This window comes from Neobacillus cucumis, assembly GCF_002860255.1.
In the GTDB taxonomy this organism is placed as follows: domain Bacteria; phylum Bacillota; class Bacilli; order Bacillales; family Cytobacillaceae; genus Neobacillus; species Neobacillus cucumis_A.
Genome location: NZ_PGVE01000040.1, coordinates 39,541 through 59,270, shown reverse-complemented (window position 1 = coordinate 59,270; position 19,730 = coordinate 39,541). Strand labels below are relative to the sequence as shown.

General features: G+C 40.2%; 12 protein-coding genes. 10 read left to right on the top strand and 2 right to left on the bottom strand.

Translation table 11 applies throughout. From position 1 onward, the window contains the following. Window positions 1-79 precede the first annotated feature (79 nt). The 9 genes from CVD27_RS09495 to CVD27_RS09455 all read left to right on the top strand — a co-directional run bounded on the left by CVD27_RS09495 (window position 80) and on the right by CVD27_RS09455 (window position 13,017). On the top strand, window positions 80-1,336 hold the full coding sequence (locus CVD27_RS09495; protein ID WP_101647658.1) for a carbohydrate ABC transporter permease: 1,257 nt from the start codon (window positions 80-82) through the stop codon (window positions 1,334-1,336). A gap of 3 nt (window positions 1,337-1,339) precedes the next feature. Further along, the gene (locus CVD27_RS09490) at window positions 1,340-2,191 is read left to right on the top strand and encodes a sugar ABC transporter permease (RefSeq protein ID WP_101647657.1); all 852 of its coding nucleotides are present in this window, start codon (window positions 1,340-1,342) and stop codon (window positions 2,189-2,191) included. Window positions 2,192-2,227: 36 nt separating this feature from the next. Continuing rightward, window positions 2,228-4,294 carry a beta-galactosidase gene (locus tag CVD27_RS09485; RefSeq protein ID WP_101647656.1) on the top strand — a complete coding sequence of 689 codons (2,067 nt, stop codon included), beginning with the start codon at window positions 2,228-2,230 and terminating at the stop codon, window positions 4,292-4,294. 355 nt (window positions 4,295-4,649) lie between these two features. Then, a complete protein-coding gene (locus CVD27_RS09480; RefSeq protein ID WP_101647655.1) occupies window positions 4,650-7,091 on the top strand; it encodes a glycosyl hydrolase 53 family protein in 2,442 nt (813 codons plus the stop codon). Window positions 7,092-7,269: 178 nt separating this feature from the next. Beyond that, a complete protein-coding gene (locus CVD27_RS09475; protein ID WP_101647654.1) occupies window positions 7,270-8,433 on the top strand; it encodes a galactokinase in 1,164 nt (387 codons plus the stop codon). A 14-nt stretch (window positions 8,434-8,447) separates the two neighbouring features. Beyond that, a complete protein-coding gene (gene galE, locus CVD27_RS09470) occupies window positions 8,448-9,437 on the top strand; it encodes a UDP-glucose 4-epimerase GalE (protein WP_101647653.1) in 990 nt (329 codons plus the stop codon). A gap of 12 nt (window positions 9,438-9,449) precedes the next feature. Continuing rightward, complete coding sequence (galT, locus tag CVD27_RS09465; protein ID WP_180960212.1) at window positions 9,450-10,931, top strand: UDP-glucose--hexose-1-phosphate uridylyltransferase; 1,482 nt, start codon at window positions 9,450-9,452, stop codon at window positions 10,929-10,931. A gap of 31 nt (window positions 10,932-10,962) precedes the next feature. Beyond that, a complete protein-coding gene (locus CVD27_RS09460) occupies window positions 10,963-12,021 on the top strand; it encodes an aldose epimerase family protein (RefSeq protein WP_101647745.1) in 1,059 nt (352 codons plus the stop codon). 3 nt (window positions 12,022-12,024) lie between these two features. Next, window positions 12,025-13,017, top strand: coding sequence for a LacI family DNA-binding transcriptional regulator (locus tag CVD27_RS09455; RefSeq protein ID WP_101647652.1), 993 nt, complete (start codon window positions 12,025-12,027; stop codon window positions 13,015-13,017). A 103-nt stretch (window positions 13,018-13,120) separates the two neighbouring features. Here the strand turns inward: CVD27_RS09455 and CVD27_RS09450 are convergent, their stop codons facing one another. Together CVD27_RS09450 and CVD27_RS09445 are read right to left on the bottom strand one after the other, a co-directional pair. Continuing rightward, window positions 13,121-14,449, bottom strand: a complete 1,329-nt coding sequence (locus tag CVD27_RS09450; protein ID WP_101647651.1) for a prolyl oligopeptidase family serine peptidase — start codon at window positions 14,447-14,449, stop codon at window positions 13,121-13,123. 33 nt (window positions 14,450-14,482) lie between these two features. Then, the gene (locus tag CVD27_RS09445; protein ID WP_257984312.1) at window positions 14,483-16,837 is read right to left on the bottom strand and encodes a glycoside hydrolase family 3 C-terminal domain-containing protein; all 2,355 of its coding nucleotides are present in this window, start codon (window positions 16,835-16,837) and stop codon (window positions 14,483-14,485) included. 372 nt (window positions 16,838-17,209) lie between these two features. Between CVD27_RS09445 and CVD27_RS09440 the strand changes: the two genes are divergently transcribed. After that, entirely contained in the window at window positions 17,210-19,606 is a 2,397-nt protein-coding gene (locus CVD27_RS09440; RefSeq protein ID WP_257984311.1) for a beta-glucosidase, read from the top strand. Window positions 19,607-19,730 lie beyond the last annotated feature (124 nt).

Genomic DNA, 19,730 nt, shown 5'->3' with positions numbered 1-19,730 from the left:
GCTTTGTATTATGTCTAGCTTTAGCGTCAATCCTTGGTGACAGAGGCGCTTACGCTTTCAAAATAAAGAGGTGAAAATGATGCAGCATCGAAAAACAGCCTTAACACTATCCGTTATTCCGGGACTTGGTCAATTTTATAATAAGCAATGGGTAAAGGGCCTATTGTTCCTTGTTTTTGGGGTATCTTTTATAGCAGTGTTTAAGGATTTATTGAATATGGGTTTTTGGGGACTAATGACTCTAGGGACAGAAGTGCCGCGGGATAATTCTATTTTCCTTTTAGCTGAAGGGATTATTGCTCTTATTGTTACGTGTTTTGGACTTGGTTTTTATTACGCCAATTTCCGGGATGCGTATAAGAATGGAAAAATGCGCGATGAAAATATGAATCCAAGTTCTCTTAAGGAAGATTACCACAATTTAATTTCACAGGGCTATCCCTATGTTATTAGTGGTCCGTCATTATTTATATTAATTTTTGCTGTTGTTTTCCCAATTCTGTTTAGTTTTGCTCTAGCATTTACGAATTATGATTTATACCATTCTCCGCCAGCTCACTTAGCTGATTGGGTCGGATTAAGTACATTTAAGCAAATATTCACAGTAGATATCTGGCGTTCAACCTTTTTCGATGTTTTAAGCTGGACGGTCATCTGGACACTTGTTGCTTCAACGGTTCAGGTTGCACTTGGTATTTTCTTGGCTGTACTAGTAAATCAAAAGGACCTTAAATTTAAGAGATTTTATCGAACAATTTTAGTTTTACCATGGGCTGTACCAGGTTTTGTTACGATTTTAATTTTTGCTGGGCTATTTAATGACAGCTTTGGTGCGATTAATAATTCGATTTTAGCTGCAATTGGGATTGATCCTATTCCATGGATGACCAATGCTGCTTGGTCAAAACTAGCGCTTATTCTTATGCAAGGCTGGCTTGGTTTCCCATATATTTTCATCGTGACTACAGGTGTCCTTCAGTCTATTCCTGATGATCTTTATGAGGCGGCAACGATTGATGGAGCCTCTATCTTTGCTAAATTCAGACATATCACAATGCCAATGATTTTACTCGCGATGGCACCGATTATCATAACGCAGTATACCTTTAACTTCAATAATTTCAATATTATCTATCTATTCAACGGCGGTGGTCCAGCAGTTCCAGGTTCCAATGCCGGCGGAACCGATATTCTAGTTTCGTGGATTTACAAATTAACGATGCAATCAAGTCAATATTCACTTGCTGCTGCATTAACCATTTTGTTATCTGTTTTTGTCATTGCAATTGCTTTATGGCAATTCAGAAGAACGAATTCGTTTAAGGAGGGGGCTTAAAAGATGTTAACAGGTATGAAGGGAAATAGATTTTTACGTCTCTTTACTTCCCATTTAATCTTAATTCTTATGGCAGTTGTTATCATTTACCCCTTACTTTGGACAGTGGGTGCGAGCTTTAATCCCGGAAACAGTTTAGTTAGTAATACGATTATTCCAAAAAATCCAACCTTAGATCACTATAAAGAGTTATTTGCAGGGAAAGAGAGTCTGCAATATGGTCATTGGTATTTAAATTCACTTAAAATCAGTATATTTACGATGATTGGTTCGGTTATAAGTGTTTCCTTTACAGCCTATGCCTTTTCGCGTTTCCGCTTTAAGGGCAGAAAAAATGCCTTAACTTTGTTTTTATTACTACAAATGATTCCGCAGTTTTCAGCGCTAATTGCCCTGTTCGTATTGGCACAGCTTCTTGGAATGATGAATAGTCACTGGCTCTTAATCCTGCTGTATATTGGCGGTACGATTCCAATGAATACCTATCTGATGAAAGGTTATATGGATTCCATTCCAATGGACTTAGATGAGAGTGCCAAGATTGATGGGGCAAGCAATACAAGAATCTTCTTACAAATTATTATGCCACTATCAAGACCAATGATGGCAGTTGTTGCGATGAATGGATTTACTGGTCCGCTTGGAGATTTCGTTATGTCATCAACTATTTTGAGAACACCTGAATCGTACACATTGCCTATTGGACTATACAACTTAGTCAATGAAGTAATGGGGGCAAGCTATACAACCTTTGCTGCGGGGGCCATTCTCATCAGTATACCTATCGCAATCGCCTTCCTGTTATTGCAAAAGCACTTTGTATCAGGCTTAACAGCTGGAGGAACAAAGGGTTAATCGGACGTCTGTATGAATTAATGGTAGAAGGAGATTATTATGACAAAATATAGAAAGACATATACAACTAAAGCGAACTTCATGCTCCATGGGGGAGACTATAATCCAGATCAATGGTTAGATCGGCCTGATATATTAGCGGATGATATCAAATTGATGAAACTAGCCCATACCAATACGTTCTCGATCGGAATTTTTGCCTGGGCTGCATTGGAGCCTGAAGAGGGAGTTTACAAGTTTGAATGGTTAGATGAAATTTTCAACAACATTCATGGTATGGGAGGACGGGTTATTTTAGCAACACCGAGCGGGGCACGCCCTGCTTGGATGTCTCAAAAATATCCGGAAGTATTACGTGTGAATGCAGCGCGGGTCAAACAATTGCATGGCGGAAGACATAATCACTGCTTTACTTCGGAAGTATATCGTGAAAAAACACAGAAGATGAACCGTTTGTTAGCTGAAAGATACGGAAATCATCCTGCTTTGTTAATGTGGCATATTTCAAATGAGTACGGCGGCGAATGTCACTGCGAAAATTGTCAACATGCTTTTAGAAGCTGGTTGAAAGAAAAATACAATAATGATTTGAAATCCTTGAATGATGCTTGGTGGGGACCGTTTTGGAGCCATACCTACAATGAATGGTCACAAATTGAATCTCCATCTCCAATTGGGGAAAATATGGTTCATGGATTAAACCTTGATTGGCGGCGGTTTGTCACTGATCAGACCATCTCATTCTTTGAAAATGAAATTGTCCCAATTAAGGAATTAACACCGAATATTCCAATTACAACTAATTTTATGGCAGATACTCATGAATTAATCCCGTTCCAGGCACTGGACTATAGCAAATTTGCTAAACATCTGGATGTTATTAGCTGGGATGCGTATCCAGCCTGGCACAATAATTGGGAGAGTACGGCTGATTTAGCCATGAGGGTTGGTTTTATCGATGATTTATATCGCAGTCTTAAACAACAGCCGTTTTTATTAATGGAATCTACTCCAAGTGCTGTCAATTGGCATAATGTCAATAAAGCAAAACGACCAGGTATGCACCTCCTTGCATCGATGCAAATGGTTGCTCATGGATCTGACAGTGTCCTGTATTTCCAATGGCGAAAGTCCCGGGGATCTTCGGAAAAATTCCATGGTGCTGTCGTGGATCATGATAATAGTTCTGAAAACCGAGTATTTAAAGACGTTGCGCAAGTTGGTCAAACATTAGAAAAGCTTTCAGATGTGGTCGGAACGAATCGTCCGTCAGATGTGGCTATACTGTATGACTGGGAAAGCAATTGGGCTTTAAATGACGCACAAGGATTTGGTTTGGAGACAAAGCGTTATCCGCAAACATTAGTAGATCATTATCGGACTTTCTGGGAACAAGATATTCCTGTTGATGTGATTACGAAAGAACAAGATTTCTCTAATTATAAATTATTAATTGTCCCAATGCTTTATTTAGTAAGTGAAGAAACAATTGCACGATTAAAAACTTTTGTTGCAGGTGGCGGTCGATTAGTAATGACTTATATTACCGGACTTGTGAACGAACAGGATTTAACGTACTTAGGTGGCTGGCACAAAGACCTTCAAGAGATGTTTGGAATGAAGCCGGTTGAGACCGATACATTATATCCTAGTGATAGAAATTATGTAAGTTATCGCAGCAAGGTCTACGAATTGAAAGATTATGCAACTGTTATTGAACTGGATACTGCCAACGCAGAAGGTCAATATAAGATAGACTTTTATGCCGAAACCCCAGCCGTAACAAGTCATGAATATGAAAAAGGTAAAACCTACTATATTGGCGGACGGTTGGAAGATGAGTTTCATCGTGATTTTTACAAAGAGCTGATCGACGAGTTAGCGCTTAAACCAGTTGTTTCAATTAAACATGAAAAGGGTGTATCGGTACAAGTAAGACAAGCCCCTGAACATGACTATATCTTTGTCATGAATTTCACGGAGAAAAAGCAGCCGATCGTAATGGAAGATCAGGTTACAGATCTAGTAACCGGTGAAGCGCTCACAGGCGAATTGACGTTAGAGAAATACGAGGTCCGCATTCTTGAAAAAGCTAAAAAATAAATAATAGATGATGAGGAGAGGGAGAGATTCTCCCCTCTGAATTGTCCAATCTATACAAACATCCATTTCTTTTTTTAGAGTGGATGTCTTTTCTATAAAATAATAGTTTTACAGTTTAATGGAAACGCTTCCTGAGGGATTAAGCTTATTGCTTTATTCATAAGGCTCTTTTCGTAAACTTTGTTGCTTTTTTATCTTAAAAAGCCCCATATACTAAGTTTTAAGGCAATTTTCGCAAATGTTCTTACGAAAAGATGCCACGAAGGATATAGTAAACGGGTGCTACACATATACGAAAAACAACAATCTGTGCGAAAATAGCCATTCATAAAAAACTTGAGAAGGTGGGGAGAATATGCAAAGAACAAGCAAGCCGCTTGCGGTGCTATTAACCGTTGTTATGGTATTTAGTACATTTCTGTTTAATAGTCACATAAGTTTTGCGGCAGAAGATTCACAGACTCAATTTATAACAAATGGAGGTTTTGAAAGCGATTTTTGGAATGATCATTCCTGGTCCGTGGAAACAACAAATTGGGAGAATGTTGATATTCAACAATTTGCTTATGCAAACGATACTTGGATGGCGAGAGATGAAGGGGACCATGCTTTAAAATACTGGATTAAAAATACAGCAAATGCTGATCAGTCAGTGAAAGTCAAACAGACGATTTCAACCCTTCCAGCCGGAAGCTATGAATTATCGGTTAAATCAATGGGGGGAGAAGGTGCCGAAGCGGGCAGTATTAAACTTTTTGCTGGGGCAGAGACAATCAATGCCGTGGCAACAACAGGCTATAATGCTTGGGGGACTGTTACTTTGAAATTTAATTTAGAGGAACCTGTTTCTAATTTACAAGTAGGAGCTGAGATAACAGGAGCGCCTAGTGCTTGGGGATATTTAGATAGCTTTAGCCTAAAATATGTTCCTAAACCAGTTAATGCTGACATTTTTGTGAAGAGAGTAGATGGACTGGATAAGGATTTCATTAAAGGTGTTGACGTATCTAGTATTATTTCTTTAGAAAACAGCGGAGTTAAATTCTATAATGAGGCTGGAAAAAAACAGGACATTTTTAAAACCTTGCATGAAGCAGGAGTTAATTATATACGTGTCCGTATATGGAATAATCCTTATGATTCAAAAGGCAATGGCTACGGCGGCGGTAATAACGATTTAGCTAAAGCTATTGAAATTGGGAAAAGAGCAGCAGCTAATGGAATGAAGCTGCTGGTAGACTTCCACTATTCTGATTTTTGGGCAGACCCAGCCAAACAGCAGGCGCCAAAGGCTTGGGAAAATCTGAACTTTGAGGAGAAGAAGCAAGCTTTATATAACTATACCAAAGATAGCCTAATAGCCATGAAGGCAGCGGGCATTAATATTGGTATGGTTCAAGTAGGGAATGAAACAAATGGCGGAGTAGCAGGAGAAAAGGATTGGTCAAAGATTAGTGCCTTATTTAATGAAGGAAGTAAAGCTATTAGGGCAGTTGATCCGAAAATCCTGGTAGCTGTTCATTTTACTAACCCTGAAACAGCTGGAAGATATGCTTCCTATGCGAAAACCCTTGCTGATAATAAAGTCGATTATGATGTATTTGCCAGCTCCTATTATCCATTCTGGCATGGAACATTAAGCAACTTAACATCTGTTCTAAAGAATGTAGCTGATACGTATGGCAAAAAGGTAATGGTGGCGGAAACCTCCTACACCTATACAGCGGCAGATGGAGATGGGCATGGAAATACAGCACCAAAGGATGCAGGCCAAACGCTTAATTACCCAATAACTGTCCAAGGGCAGGCTAATTCCGTAAGAGATGTCATTCAAGCAGTGGCTAATGTCGGCAATGCTGGGATAGGTGTCTTTTACTGGGAGCCAGCATGGATTCCAGTGGGTCCGCCTGAAAAACTAAAGCAAAACCAAATGAAGTGGGAAAAATATGGATCCGGCTGGGCAGCTAGTTTCGCTAGCGAGTATGATCCAGAAGACGCTGGCAAATGGTATGGCGGCAGCGCGGTAGATAATCAAGCAATGTTCGATTTTACTGGACATCCTCTTCCTTCCTTAAATGTATTTAAGTATGTTGATACAGGAGCAGTTGCCCCATTAAAAATTGACGAAATAAAAGATCTATCGATTAGTGCTGTTGCAGGTGAAAGTATTACCTTACCTGATACTGTAACGGTTACTTATAATGATGGAAGTAAAGGAACGGCGGTTGTAACGTGGGATAACGAAGCTCTCCAACAAGCCATCAGCACGGGTGTTGGCACCTATGTGATTAATGGTACTGTCGAAGGCGGAATGATAGTAAAGGCTAAGCTTGAAATAAAGCCGCAAAACTATGTATTGAATTCAAGCTTTGAAAATAGTGATCGAAGCATGTGGAAAATCACGTATGGAATAGGAACAACCCCACATACAGACTATCAATTAAAAGCTTCAGATGCGAAATCAGGGGACTATTCTCTCCACTTTTATTCAGGCAGCGCAGTCGACTTTAAAGTTGAGCAAACCATTACTGGTTTAAAACCTGGATATTATAATCTCTCCATGTTTTTACAGGGTGGAGATGCACGAAACCCAGAAATGTATCTTTATGCCCAATCTGGCGGTCAAGAATATAAAGCAGCCACTTCTGTGAATGGCTGGGTGAATTGGAGCAATCCTCAGATTAATAACATCCTTGTTACAGAGGATGGAACGGTTACAATTGGGGCAAGTATTAAGGCTGATGGCGGTGCCTGGGGAAGTTTAGATGACTTTATTTTATCTCAGGTAAGTAACTAATAAATTATAGTGGAGGCGCATGAAATAATCGTTCATGCGTCTCTTTGTAGATTTAGTTTTTAGTAATATTTTAGTAAAAACATTGAACTTTTTTACTTTAGCCGGTAAAATAAAAGTAGAGATTCATACGTAGTTTACAACAGGATGAAAGGGATTACATTTAGGGAGGAACAATAAAATGAACGTTACAGCACTTCATTCATTATTTAATGAAATTTTTAACACATCACCAGAAAAGTCTTTCTTTGCTCCAGGCCGGATTAATTTAATTGGTGAGCATACAGATTATAACGGCGGCCATGTTTTTCCATGTGCAATTACGTACGGAACCTATGCGGTTGTGAAGAAGCGTGAGGACAGAACCGTTCGTTTGTATTCAGCTAACTTCCCTGATAAAGGCGTGATAGAGTTTACCCTAGATCAATTAGATTACAACAAAGACCATAATTGGGCTAATTATCCGAAAGGGATGATTCGCTACATTATGGAAGCAGGATACCAAATCCCGTCCGGATTTGAGTGTGTGATCGAAGGGAATATACCGAACGGTGCAGGTTTATCATCATCCGCTTCGATTGAGCTTTTAACAGGGGTTCTTGTTGCAGGACTGTTTGGTTTGGAAATTCCGCGTCTTAGTCTGATTAAAATTGGTAAGCAAGTCGAAAATCAATTTATTGGTGTGAACAGTGGAATCATGGATCAATTTGCCATTGGAATGGGCAAGCAAGATGCGGGGATTTTACTGAATTGCCAAACATTAAAATATGAATACGCTCCGATTCAGCTTGAAAATCACAAAATTATCATTATGAATACAAACAAGCGTCGTGAGTTAGCAGACTCAAAATACAATGAACGCCGAGGGGAATGTGAAGAAGCGTTATCACAATTGCAGCAAAAGCTTCCAATTGAAGCGTTAGGTCAGCTTTCAGAAGGCGAGTTTGATGAAAATCAGTATCTCATTCCAAATGAAGTAGTGCGCAAACGGGCAAAACATGCGGTTTATGAAAATGTTAGAACTTTAAAAGCGCTTGAAGAGCTAAAGGCTGGGAATTTGGAGTCATTTGGACAATTAATAAACCAATCACATATCTCTCTAAGAGATGATTATGAAGTAACAGGAATAGAGCTTGATAGTTTGGTAGAAGCAGCTTGGAATCAACCGGGTGTTCTTGGAGCACGAATGACAGGAGCAGGCTTTGGAGGCTGTGCCATTGCGATTGTTGAAAAAGATCAGGTTGAAGGTTTTATTCGCAATGTAGGAGCAGCATACGCTGGAAAAATTGGATATGAAGCTGACTTTTATGTAGCGAGTATTGGTGACGGAGCAAAAGAATTATAAGGAGGGGTGCTATCTTGAGTATTCTTGTTTTAGGAGGAGCAGGTTATATTGGCTCACATGCCGTTTATCAGTTAATTGACCAGGGATATGATGTGGTGGTGATTGACAATTTGCAAACAGGCCACCGGGATGCCCTTCATCCTAACGCCCATTTTTATGAGGGAGATATTCGCAATCGTGAATTCATGCGGTCTGTTTTTGAAAAGGAAACGATTGAAGGCATCATCCATTTTGCGGCCAATTCCCTTGTCGGGGAATCAATGGTAGAACCATTAAAATATTATGATAACAATGTGTTTGGCACCCAGGTTGTCCTCGAAACCATGAAGGAATTCGGGGTAAAGAACATTGTCTTTTCTTCAACCGCTGCTGTTTATGGTGAACAAAAAGTCATGCCGATTACCGAGGAAGCAGATACGAGACCGGCAAACACATATGGTGAAACCAAACTAGCAATGGAAAAAATGATGGCTTGGTGTGAAAAAGGTTTCGGAATTCATTATGCAGCCCTGCGCTACTTTAATGTTGCCGGAGCGAGAAGCGGCGGGGAAATTGGAGAAGACCATAACCCAGAGACCCACTTAATTCCGGTCATTTTAGAGGCAGCGCTGGGGAAAAGACCGGCTATTACTGTATTCGGAGAAGATTATGAGACGGAAGATGGTACCTGCGTGCGTGATTATATTCATGTCGAGGACTTAATTGATGCCCATATTTTAGCACTGAAATACTTGCAAAATGGCGGGGAAAGTAATTATTTCAATCTTGGTTCAAGTCTAGGATTCTCAGTAAAAGAGATGATTGAAACCGCTAAAGCTGTAACAGGGCTAGAAATTCCGGTCCAAATGGGAGAACGCCGTTCGGGTGACCCAAGTACATTAATAGCTTCATCGGAAAAAGCAAAACAAGTCCTTGGATGGATTCCTTCGAGAACGTCGATTGAACAAATTATCAAGGATGCTTGGAACTGGCATAAGCATCATCCGAATGGTTATCAAAATTAGGTGGCGATCATTATGATTTTTCAATTGGTACAACAATTAGTTAAACAGGCGCTTGACACTCGATTAATTGAGCGGGAAGACGAAGTATATGCAAGAAATCAGGTGCTTGCCCTGTTGCAGATAGAGGATTTTATGGAAGTGGAGTTAGAAGAATCCATCCCAGAAATTCCTGATATCCTAGAGCAAATCGTGGATTATGCGGTCGAGCAAGAAATCATTCAAGATATTTTTGATGTAAAGGATATATTTTTAAGTCAAGTCATGGATTGCTTTATCGCACGACCTTCAAGCGTGAACAAGCAATTTTATGAAAAATATCAACAAAGTCCTGAACAAGCTACTGAGTATTTTTATGAATTAAGTAAAAACAGCAACTACATCCAAATGAAACGGATCCGCCAAAATATTGAGTACAAGGCGGCGACAGAATACGGAGAGTTAGATATTACCATCAATCTATCAAAGCCGGAAAAGGATCCAAAAAGTATTGAACTCGAAAAGATGGCGAAGAAGTCAAGCTATCCTAAATGTTTGCTTTGTGTTGAAAATGAAGGGTATGCTGGTAGAATCGGCCACCCGGCGCGCTCGAATCATCGGATGATTCGAGTGAATTTAACCGATGAGAATTGGTATTTACAATATTCTCCGTATGTTTATTATAACGAGCATTGCATTGTGTTATCAGAAACACATACCGATATGAAAATCAGTCCATTGACGTTTAAACGACTTCTCGGATTTGTTGAACAATTCCCTCATTATTTCTTAGGCTCGAATGCTGATATCCCGATTGTTGGAGGCTCTATTTTATCACATGAGCATTATCAAGGCGGGAATTATCAATTTGCAATGGCAAAGGCAGAGGATGACTGGACATTTTCTATGGACGGTTTTCCAAATGTAAAGTGCTCGATTGTGAAATGGCCAATGTCAGTGATTCGACTCCGTTCTGAGGAACCTGCTTCATTGGTAGAAGCAGGAGCCCATATTTTAGAAAAATGGAAAGACTATAGTGATCAAACTGTTGGCATTTTAGCCCAGACGGGTGGAACACCGCATAACACAGTTACTCCGATCGCCCGTAAAAATGGCGAATGGTTCGAACTAGATTTGGTTCTTCGTAATAACCGGACGAGTGACGAACATCCACTGGGGATTTTCCATCCTCATGCCGATGTTCATCATATCAAGAAGGAGAATATTGGTCTGATTGAGGTAATGGGATTGGCGGTATTGCCTGCCCGCCTAAAGGGAGAGCTGGAAGAGGTGGAAAACTTCCTGCTTGATAAAACCGAAACAGTTGCTGGCTATCATGCCGTCTGGGCCAATGAGTTAAAAGCCCGCTATAAAACCGTTGTAAACGAATCTAATGTAGAATCATTGGTAAGAGAAGAAGTAGGCAAAAAGTTTTTACGCGTATTAGAGGATGCTGGTGTGTTTAAGAGGAATGAAGAGGGAGAAGCAGGGTTCCGCCGCTTTATTGACCATTTATAAATTGACCTTATTGGAAAAAGGAAGTGTAGGAATGAAAGTTGAAGAGAAGCACTTTGGCTGTTATGATGGAGCAGATGTGACAGAGTATACACTAACCAATGATTCTGGTATGACCGTATCCTGTTTGAATTTCGGTTGTGTAATCACCAAAATTCTTGTACCTGACCGTGAAGGGACAATGGAAAATGTGGTCCTCGGTTTTGACAATTTTGAAGATTATCAGAAATTGTCCCCCTATTTTGGGGCTGTTTGTGGACGAGTAGCAGGAAGAATTAAAGGTGCAAGTTTTGAACTAGATGGAAATAAATATGTTTTGGTTCAAAATGAAGCACCCAACCATCTTCATGGGGGGGTAAAAGGCTTTGATTCTGTTATTTGGGAAACAAAAAAAGTTGAGGCGGAGAACGCAGCAGGCCTAACGTTTTTTTATCATAGCCCGGATGGTGAGGAAGGCTACCCTGGAAATTTAGAAACTACGGTAACTTATCTTTTAACTAATGATAATGAGTTGAAGGTAACTTATGAAGCAAGAACAGATAAAAAAACATTGGTGAATTTAACGAATCATTCTTACTTTAATTTAAGTGGGAATATCAAACGCGATTGTTCTGAACATATACTCCAATTGGATAGTGACCGCTTTTTAGAATTGGCTTCTGATCTTATGCCAACAGGGGAAATGCCTGCGTCAGTGAATACCCCGTTTGATTTTACTGCGGGAAGGAAGCTAAAGGATGGAATGGAGTCATCCTATCCGCAAAATGTCTTGGTTGGAAAAGGTTACGACCACCCGCTTGTTTTTTCAGAAGAAGGGGAAAATCGGATCGTACTAAGTGAGGAAGAGAGCGGACGTGTCCTTGAGATTACTACCGACCAGCCATGCGTTGTTCTCTATACTTCCAATATGTTAGACGGAGATTTTGAGATTTCAGGTGTAAAGGCAAGAAATTATTTGGGTGTCTGCTTAGAGACACAAGGGCTGCCGGATGCGATCCATCATCCGAATTTTCCATCAGTCACCCTAAATCCAAAGGATGTATATCGTACTGCGACCACGTATCGTTTCTTAACCAAGACTTTAGGTGATTAATTTATGGCAACAATTAAAGATATTGCTCATTTAGCGGGTGTTTCGATTGCGACCGTTTCTCGTGTCTTAAATTATGACATGACGCTTTCTGTTAGTGATGAAACAAAGAAGAAGATTTTTGAGGCGGCAGAGGAACTTTCTTACAAGAAGAAGCCGGCTCGAAGGCAGGGTACCGGGAGGATTGCCGTTCTTCAGTGGTATACCGAAAAGGAAGAACTTGAAGATTTATATTATATGTCAATCCGGCTGGGTGTTGAAAACCGCTGCCGTCATCATGGTCTCCAGCTTGTTAAGTATTTTCAGGCTAACTATGAGGAATTAAAAGAAGATGATGAGGTTCAAGGACTAATTGCGATTGGTAAGTTTAGCCGCAAGCAAGTAAAAGACTTGCGGTCGATTACTAAGAATCTTGTGTTTGTAGATACCTCTCCGGATGAAGAGCAATTTGATTCCATTGTCATCGATTTCGAAAAGGCAACGAAAAAAGTGCTCGATCATTTCATAGATAAGGGTCATAAGCAGATTGGCTACATCGGAGGTAAAGAGGAATTTAAAGATAAGACCGCGGCAATTGAAGATGCTAGAGAAGAAACCTTTAAACGTTATTTAACTGAAAAAGGGATTTTTGATGAAAGATTTCTATATAATGGAAAGTTTTCAGCCGAAGATGGTCATGCCTTAATGAAACAAGCCATTCACGATCATGGTGATAAATTACCGACTGCTTTTTTTGCAGGCAATGACTCCATTGCGGTTGGGGCTTTACGTGCGCTGCTTGAAGAAGGTGTTTCAGTTCCGGAGCGGGTGAATATAATTGGAGTCAATGATATTAGTATCTCAAAATATGTTTTTCCAACCTTAAGTACTGTGAAAGTATACACAGAGTTGATGGGAGAAACAGCAGTTGATACCCTTTTGGAACGTATTGAAGGCAGAAAAACAGCCAAAAAAATCTTTATTGCCACTAAACTTATCATTCGAAACAGCAGCTTTTAATGAATGTAGCAGGCGGAGCTGTCCATCCCAGATGGACAGCTCCGCCTATTTGTCTTTTTATGGTGCCTGTCACCATTTACGCTATTTACACTATCTTCACTATTTACTTAATGTTTGCGTTGCTTTGATTTGCTAACCATTCCATGATGGTGGTGGTTTTGCCATTGATCATATCTGTTGGCTTGTTATTGTAGACATAAATCCAGGACCAGTGTCCATTGTATTCAAATGGGGTGCTATCAGCATTGTAGTACTGTCCGGAAGTATCTACTACTTTTTCAAATAATGATAAATGGACATTTTCCGCTCCAGCTTGGACTAAGCGATTATATGTTGGAACGACGTATAGATTTGGAATGACGACGGGATCAGTTTTAGCAGCAATGAACCACATTGGAAGATCTTTTAATTTCTGAATTTGTGCATCCGTTATTAACGTGTCCTTTAATGCTTCGCACGTTGGGAATGCAGCGGCAAAAAAGTTTGTATAGTCACGTGCCATTAGCATGGTCATGTACCCGCCGTTCGAATCTCCGCCAATATAGATTCTACTCGTATCAATATCTTTGTGATTAGCAACATAATCCTTAATTAAGGACATTAAGGCATTTTCATATTTTGAGGTTCCATCACCAAATCCACTTAAGCCATCCATCCAAAAAGTAGGAGTCTGTGGTGCTAGAACGTAGGCACCGTCAAAATAAGATTGAATATCTTTGGATGCAAAGTTGGCAGCTTTATTTGCAGAGATTGGAATGGTTGGGTCTATTCCCCCTTCTCCAGCGCCATGCAGCCAGATAATTAATGGGTTTTTATGATTGTCTGTTGCTGGGCTGAAGTCTGCGTAGGATAATGTAACATTTTCATAGGAAGCTTTTCCGGTTGTAAAATCATCGACCAGTTCTCTTGTTTCCCCTGCGAATTGGTCGACAACTAATCCTGAAATCGCTCCTGCACTTGTTTCAATATCTTTTTGCTGTGTGATGGTATATTTCATATCAATCCAATCATTAAACCCAGTAGTTGCCCAATCATAGTTAAGAGGTGAACCTAGGGATACATCAGGACCAACTTTCATTTCTAAGACTACATATTTACCTGTTTGGACAACAGGATTGCCGTCTTTATCTGATACGTATGCTTTAGTAATGATGCGGTCGCCTTCTTCTAGAAGTGGTGTTTTTAACCGTTTATCGCTTCTTACCACATGGACTTTAAAGGTATCTGTTGTGATTGAGTCCTTTGGGATTGGCTTGCCTACATTGACAATTACTTTAGTTGTTGCTGCTCCCCAATCTTCAATCTCTGTCAAGGTTTGGTAGGATGTTGGCTGTGTATTGATTTGCTTAGCGAAAACATTCGTATTGAGTGATAAAGTCATGGCTACAGCCATTGTGGCCAACATGGCCCTTTTTTTCATTTTTTTAAGCATGTTACATTACCTCCATAAAGTATTTTTGGGTTTCTACTGATTGAACTTTGATAACCGGTCTAATTCCACATCTGGTCCATTGTTATTGTCTACTTCCGCAACGATATCTTTGTCGACTTTAAAATCCAGTGTCCCTCTGATATCAGAAGAAGAAGCTCCAATCTTGAATTGATAGGTTCCTTTTTCTACAATCCAAGAGGAAGTAGATTCATCAAATGAAGCAATATCCTTTGGATCAATAAAGAAGTTGAATGTCTCTTTTTGACCTGGCTTCAGCTCACGAGTTTTCCCGAAGGCTTTCAGCTCAATCGCCGGTTTTTCTAACTTGCCGTCAGGTGCACTTACATATAATTGCGGTGCCTCTTTACCAACATTGGTACCGGTGTTAGTTACTTTAAAAGAGACTTTGATTTTATTCGATAAGGTATCCTTATTTAATTTAAAGTCGCTATAATCAAACATTGTATAGGAGAGTCCGTAACCAAACTCGTAAGCTGGTTTAACTTTAAAGGTAGAATAATAGCGGTAACCAACGTAAATATCTTCTTCGTATTTTACTAAGTTTGGATTACCGTCAGAGCTTGGGAAGTTTGCATAGCTTGGCGCATCTTCTAAGCGAATTGGGAAAGTTTCCGGAAGTTTACCAGATGGATAGGCTTTTCCAGAAAGAACATCTGTAAGCGCATTTCCAGCTTCCATTCCAGGCTGCCAAGATAGTAATATAGAGTCGACTTTATCTCTCCAGCTAACAGTGTTAAATGGAGCTCCAACATTCAAGACCACGACAACCTTTTTGTTAACAGCGTGATAGGCATCAGAAACTTTTTCAATTAGATCTGATTCTTTTGCTGACGCTTCAAAGGTTGTTGCATTTCCATCTGCCCCTTCGCCAGATCCTCTAGCAATCACAATCACACCAATATCTGAATTCTGTGCCATGTATGCTGCATCGTCAGCAGTCAGATTTTCATTCATTTCAGAACCTGTGGCGTTCGTGTTTACAGGTAAATATCCTCCATTTTTCAGACCTTCTGGAAGCTGAACGGTTTGTGTTGGGGTAACATAGGCACTTCCGGTTCCCATCAAGAACATTTTTGAAGCGGCATTATCTGTAGTACACGCAGAAGCAGGAGTACCAAAACCACAGCTTGGCATGGTATAAGAGTTACCAACAATCCCGACTTTTTTCACTCCTTTATCGAAAGGAAGCGCTTTATTATTATTTTTTAATAAAACCATTCCTTCAGGTGCGGCTTCACGTGAAAGCTGTGCATCAGAAGCAGCAAGATCGGTACTAACATTTAGTTTCGAATTGTCAACCGTACTTAATTTTTTAAAGGTAGGGGACTTGACCACTAGGTTAAGGATGTTCTCAATTGCCTCATCAAGTGTTTCCTCTTTTAGTGAGCCGTCTAAAATTGCTGCTTTAACAGCTGCTTTACCGACAGCATTTAAACTTGGCATGGACAGATCATTACCGCCCTTTAACATGGCAATCCCATTGTTCTTGGAGCCGCCCCAGTCAGTCATCACCATGCCATTAAAGCCCCAATCACTTCTTAATACATCATTTAACAGCCAGGAATTGTGAGCAGAGAAAGGTCCATTAATTGAATTATAGGAGCTCATCACTGTCCATGGCTGAGCTTCTTTAACGACCCGCTCGAAGCCAGCTAAATAAATTTCTCTTAAGGCACGTTCTGATATGATTTCATTTACTGACTGTCTGTTGGTTTCCTGATTATTGGCGGCAAAATGCTTCATGCTGACGCCGACGCCTTGGTCTTGAACACCTTTTGTAAACTGAGCGGCCATCTCACCGCTCAGCAGCGGGTCTTCTGAGTAATATTCAAAGTTTCGTCCGCCGCGAGGATCCCGATGTATATTCAAAGCAGGACCTAAAATAACATCTACACCATAATCAAGTGTTTCTTTTCCCATCGCTGAGGCCACATTATACATGAGATCTTTATTGAAGCTTGAAGAAAGAGCAGTTGGAATTGGGAAGCCGGTTGTAGATTTATTAGCTGTGGATCCAAAACGGAGTCCGGCCGGACCATCTGCAAAAGTAAGTTTTGGAATACCAAGTCGCGGAATTGCGAATGTACCGCCAGCAGCCCCTGAAACTGCCGCTCCAGCTCCTCCAATTAAATTAATCTTTTCATCCAGCGTCATGGCTTGAATTACTGCCGGAATGGAAGCTTGGTCTACTAATATAGGTGTTTGTTCCACTGAAGCAACAGTTTGTCCGCTGCTATTGTCTGCTGTTACCGTAGCTGTAGGGACTGAAGAGGCAGGCAGTTCCTCAGCCATTACCCCTGAATAATTTGTTGATAGCAGCATTAGACTAAACATGGATGTACTTAGAACCTTGTAATAACTCTTCACATAAATAACCCCTTTCTTATCTTTGAAACCCCTTACATTAGAGAGGGTAACATGTCCATGTGTAATTCGGTAAGTTACAAGTAATAGCATTAAATTGCGATTTACTAGATTAATTTGCTTTAGTCAGAAAATTCAGAAATTAAATGAAAAAACAAGAGTAATTGGTCATGTTTCTTAGACATTTTCCGACATGGCTTCAGGTATAGGGAGAAGTTTTAGGACTACAACCTTCTGACCCATTTGCTAAAAACAAAATAGTGAAGATTTTAGCAAAATAATCCAGAAAATTCATCAATTTTTGATTCGTTAATTGGGTTAAACTTCAGTGGAAGCGCTTTTATGTGTGAATATTCAAAAAACAAGGGGATTTACATGTTAAAAAAATTAAAGAAGAAGAAGAAAGCAAATGTACTAGCCTTTACTCTTTCATCTACCTTACTTCTCTCAGGCCTCACATTTGACATGGCATCTGCTCAGAGCCCAAATTCATCAGCTGTTCAAGAAAACCAAACTTCTACCGTACAGACATCCTCGCCTTACTTAACAGACGCAGCGTCCATTGACAGGGTTATTCAAGCAATGACCCTTGAGGAAAAAGCTAAATTTGTAGTTGGGGTAGGGATGCCCGGATTTGGAGGAAATCCTCCCTTTGAAGTAGTTGGTGCTGTAGGTGGTACTTATGGAATTCCTAGATTAGGAATCCCTGAACTGCGTTTTGCAGATGGCCCGGCAGGCCTTAGAATCAGACCGACAAGACCAGGACAAACCCAAACCTATTATGCGACAGCATTTCCTATTGCAACCTCACTTGCATCTACTTGGGATACAGCAACTGTAGAAGCTGTTGGAAAGGCCCAAGGGAATGAAGTAAAAGAATATGGTGTCGATATGTTATTAGCACCTGCACTGAATATCCACCGCAATCCTTTAAACGGCCGTAACTTTGAATACTATTCAGAGGATCCGTTAATTGCAGGAAAAATGGCTGCAGCGATGGTAAATGGGGTTCAATCCAACGGTGTTGGTGCAACGATTAAGCACTTTGCAGCGAATAATCAGGAAACGAATAGAATGAGCATTGATACTGTCGTTTCAGAACGCGCATTAAGAGAAATTTATCTGAAAGGTTTTGAAATCGCTGTCGAGGAATCCCATCCATGGGCAGTTATGAGTTCCTATAACAAAATAAATGGAATATATGCATCCCAAAGCGCAGACCTTTTAACAACTGTATTGCGTAAAGATTGGGGCTACAACGGATTTGTGATGACTGACTGGTTTGGAGGGAATGATCCTGTTGAACAAATGAAAGCGCAAAATGACATGATTATGCCTGGAAACACAACCCAGTCTAGTTTAATTAAAACCAGTGTTGAAAGTGGAAAATTAGACGAAAAAGTGCTAGACCGCAATATTAAGAACATTCTCCAGGTTCTTATCCAAACACCTGAGTTCAAGAAGTACCAAAACTCAGACAAGCCTGATTTAGCTGCTCACGCGATAACCGCCCGTAAAGCGGCTGCTGAAGGGATGGTTCTTTTAAAGAACGATAAAATGCCTTTACCAATCAGCAAGGATCAGAAGATTACGTTATTTGGCAATACCCAAATTGAAACGGTTAAGGGAGGAACAGGAAGCGGAGATGTTAATGCCGCATACACTACTTCGATTTCAGATGGTCTAAAGAGTGCGGGATACGAGTTAAACCAAACTGAATTCGATAAATATAAAACATATATCGATGATCTGCGCTCGCAAGACCAATATAAGATTAAGCCAAGCTCGTGGGGTGAAGATTTTGGTAAGTTCATTCCTGCTATTCCTGAAAAGCCTCTAACAGATAACGAAATTGCTTCTGCATCTAAAGATTCAGATATCGGTGTCATTGTCATTGGCCGAAATTCAGGTGAAGGTGCAGACCGTAAAGTGGTAAAAGGGGATTATTTATTAAGTGATGCAGAAGAAGCTATGATTTCGAAGGTATCAGCAGAATACCACAAGCAGGGCAAAAAAGTAGCTGTTATTTTGAATATTGGCGGACCGATCGAAGTAGCGAGCTGGCGGGATAAGGTCGACTCCATTTTGTTAGCATGGCAGCCAGGTCAAGAAGCAGGTTATGCGGTTGCTGATGTTATTTCCGGTAAAGTCAATCCGTCCGGAAAATTAGCGACTACCTTCCCGGAAAAATACAGTGATGTGGCATCAGCCAATAGCTTCCCAGGTACACCTGTTGATAACCCAACGCAGGTAGTCTATAACGAAGACATATATGTCGGTTACCGATACAATACCACGTTTAATGTAAAGCCTGCTTATGAATTCGGGTATGGATTGTCCTATACAAGCTTCGATATTAATCATTTAAATATTAGCGAAGGCAAAAAATTTAAAGACAAGCTTAAAGTATCTGCTATGGTTGAAAATACTGGCGATCTTGCAGGAAGAGAGGTTGTCCAAGTCTATATTTCCTCCCCAGATGGCAAGCTTGAGAAACCTGCTATTGAACTTAAAGCCTTTGGAAAAACAAAGGAACTTAAGCCTCATCAGAGAGAGCTTCTTCAATTTGATCTTAATGCCAAAGACCTCACCTCCTTCGATGAGGAGAAAAATGCATGGGTCCTTGAAAAAGGCACATATACAGTAAAGGTTGGAGCGTCTTCAGAAGATATTAAAGAAACGGCAACATTTACAGTTGATCAAGATATGATCGTTGAAAAAGTGAACGAGGCATTGGCACCAAAAGTTGAATTTGAGAGACTTACAAAATAAAATACAAAAGTATATCTAACCAGTTATCATTATAGAGTGATGGCTGGTTTTTTCTTAGTTCCATGCAGCATGATTTAACAGTATAAGCTAAAAGCATACTCCCAGTTAAATGTGATTGTTGATT

Excerpts from the sequence above, each read along its gene's own strand:
- CVD27_RS09440 (WP_257984311.1), top strand. The coding sequence starts at position 17,210 with ATGTTAAAAAAATTAAAGAAGAAGAAGAAAGCAAATGTACTAGCCTTT.
- CVD27_RS09495 (WP_101647658.1), top strand. The coding sequence starts at position 80 with ATGCAGCATCGAAAAACAGCCTTAACACTATCCGTTATTCCGGGACTT.
- CVD27_RS09450 (WP_101647651.1), bottom strand. The coding sequence starts at position 14,449 with ATGCTTAAAAAAATGAAAAAAAGGGCCATGTTGGCCACAATGGCTGTA.
- CVD27_RS09480 (WP_101647655.1), top strand. The coding sequence starts at position 4,650 with ATGCAAAGAACAAGCAAGCCGCTTGCGGTGCTATTAACCGTTGTTATG.
- CVD27_RS09460 (WP_101647745.1), top strand. The coding sequence starts at position 10,963 with ATGAAAGTTGAAGAGAAGCACTTTGGCTGTTATGATGGAGCAGATGTG.
- galT (WP_180960212.1), top strand. The coding sequence starts at position 9,450 with ATGATTTTTCAATTGGTACAACAATTAGTTAAACAGGCGCTTGACACT.
- CVD27_RS09455 (WP_101647652.1), top strand. The coding sequence starts at position 12,025 with ATGGCAACAATTAAAGATATTGCTCATTTAGCGGGTGTTTCGATTGCG.
- CVD27_RS09475 (WP_101647654.1), top strand. The coding sequence starts at position 7,270 with ATGAACGTTACAGCACTTCATTCATTATTTAATGAAATTTTTAACACA.
- CVD27_RS09490 (WP_101647657.1), top strand. The coding sequence starts at position 1,340 with ATGTTAACAGGTATGAAGGGAAATAGATTTTTACGTCTCTTTACTTCC.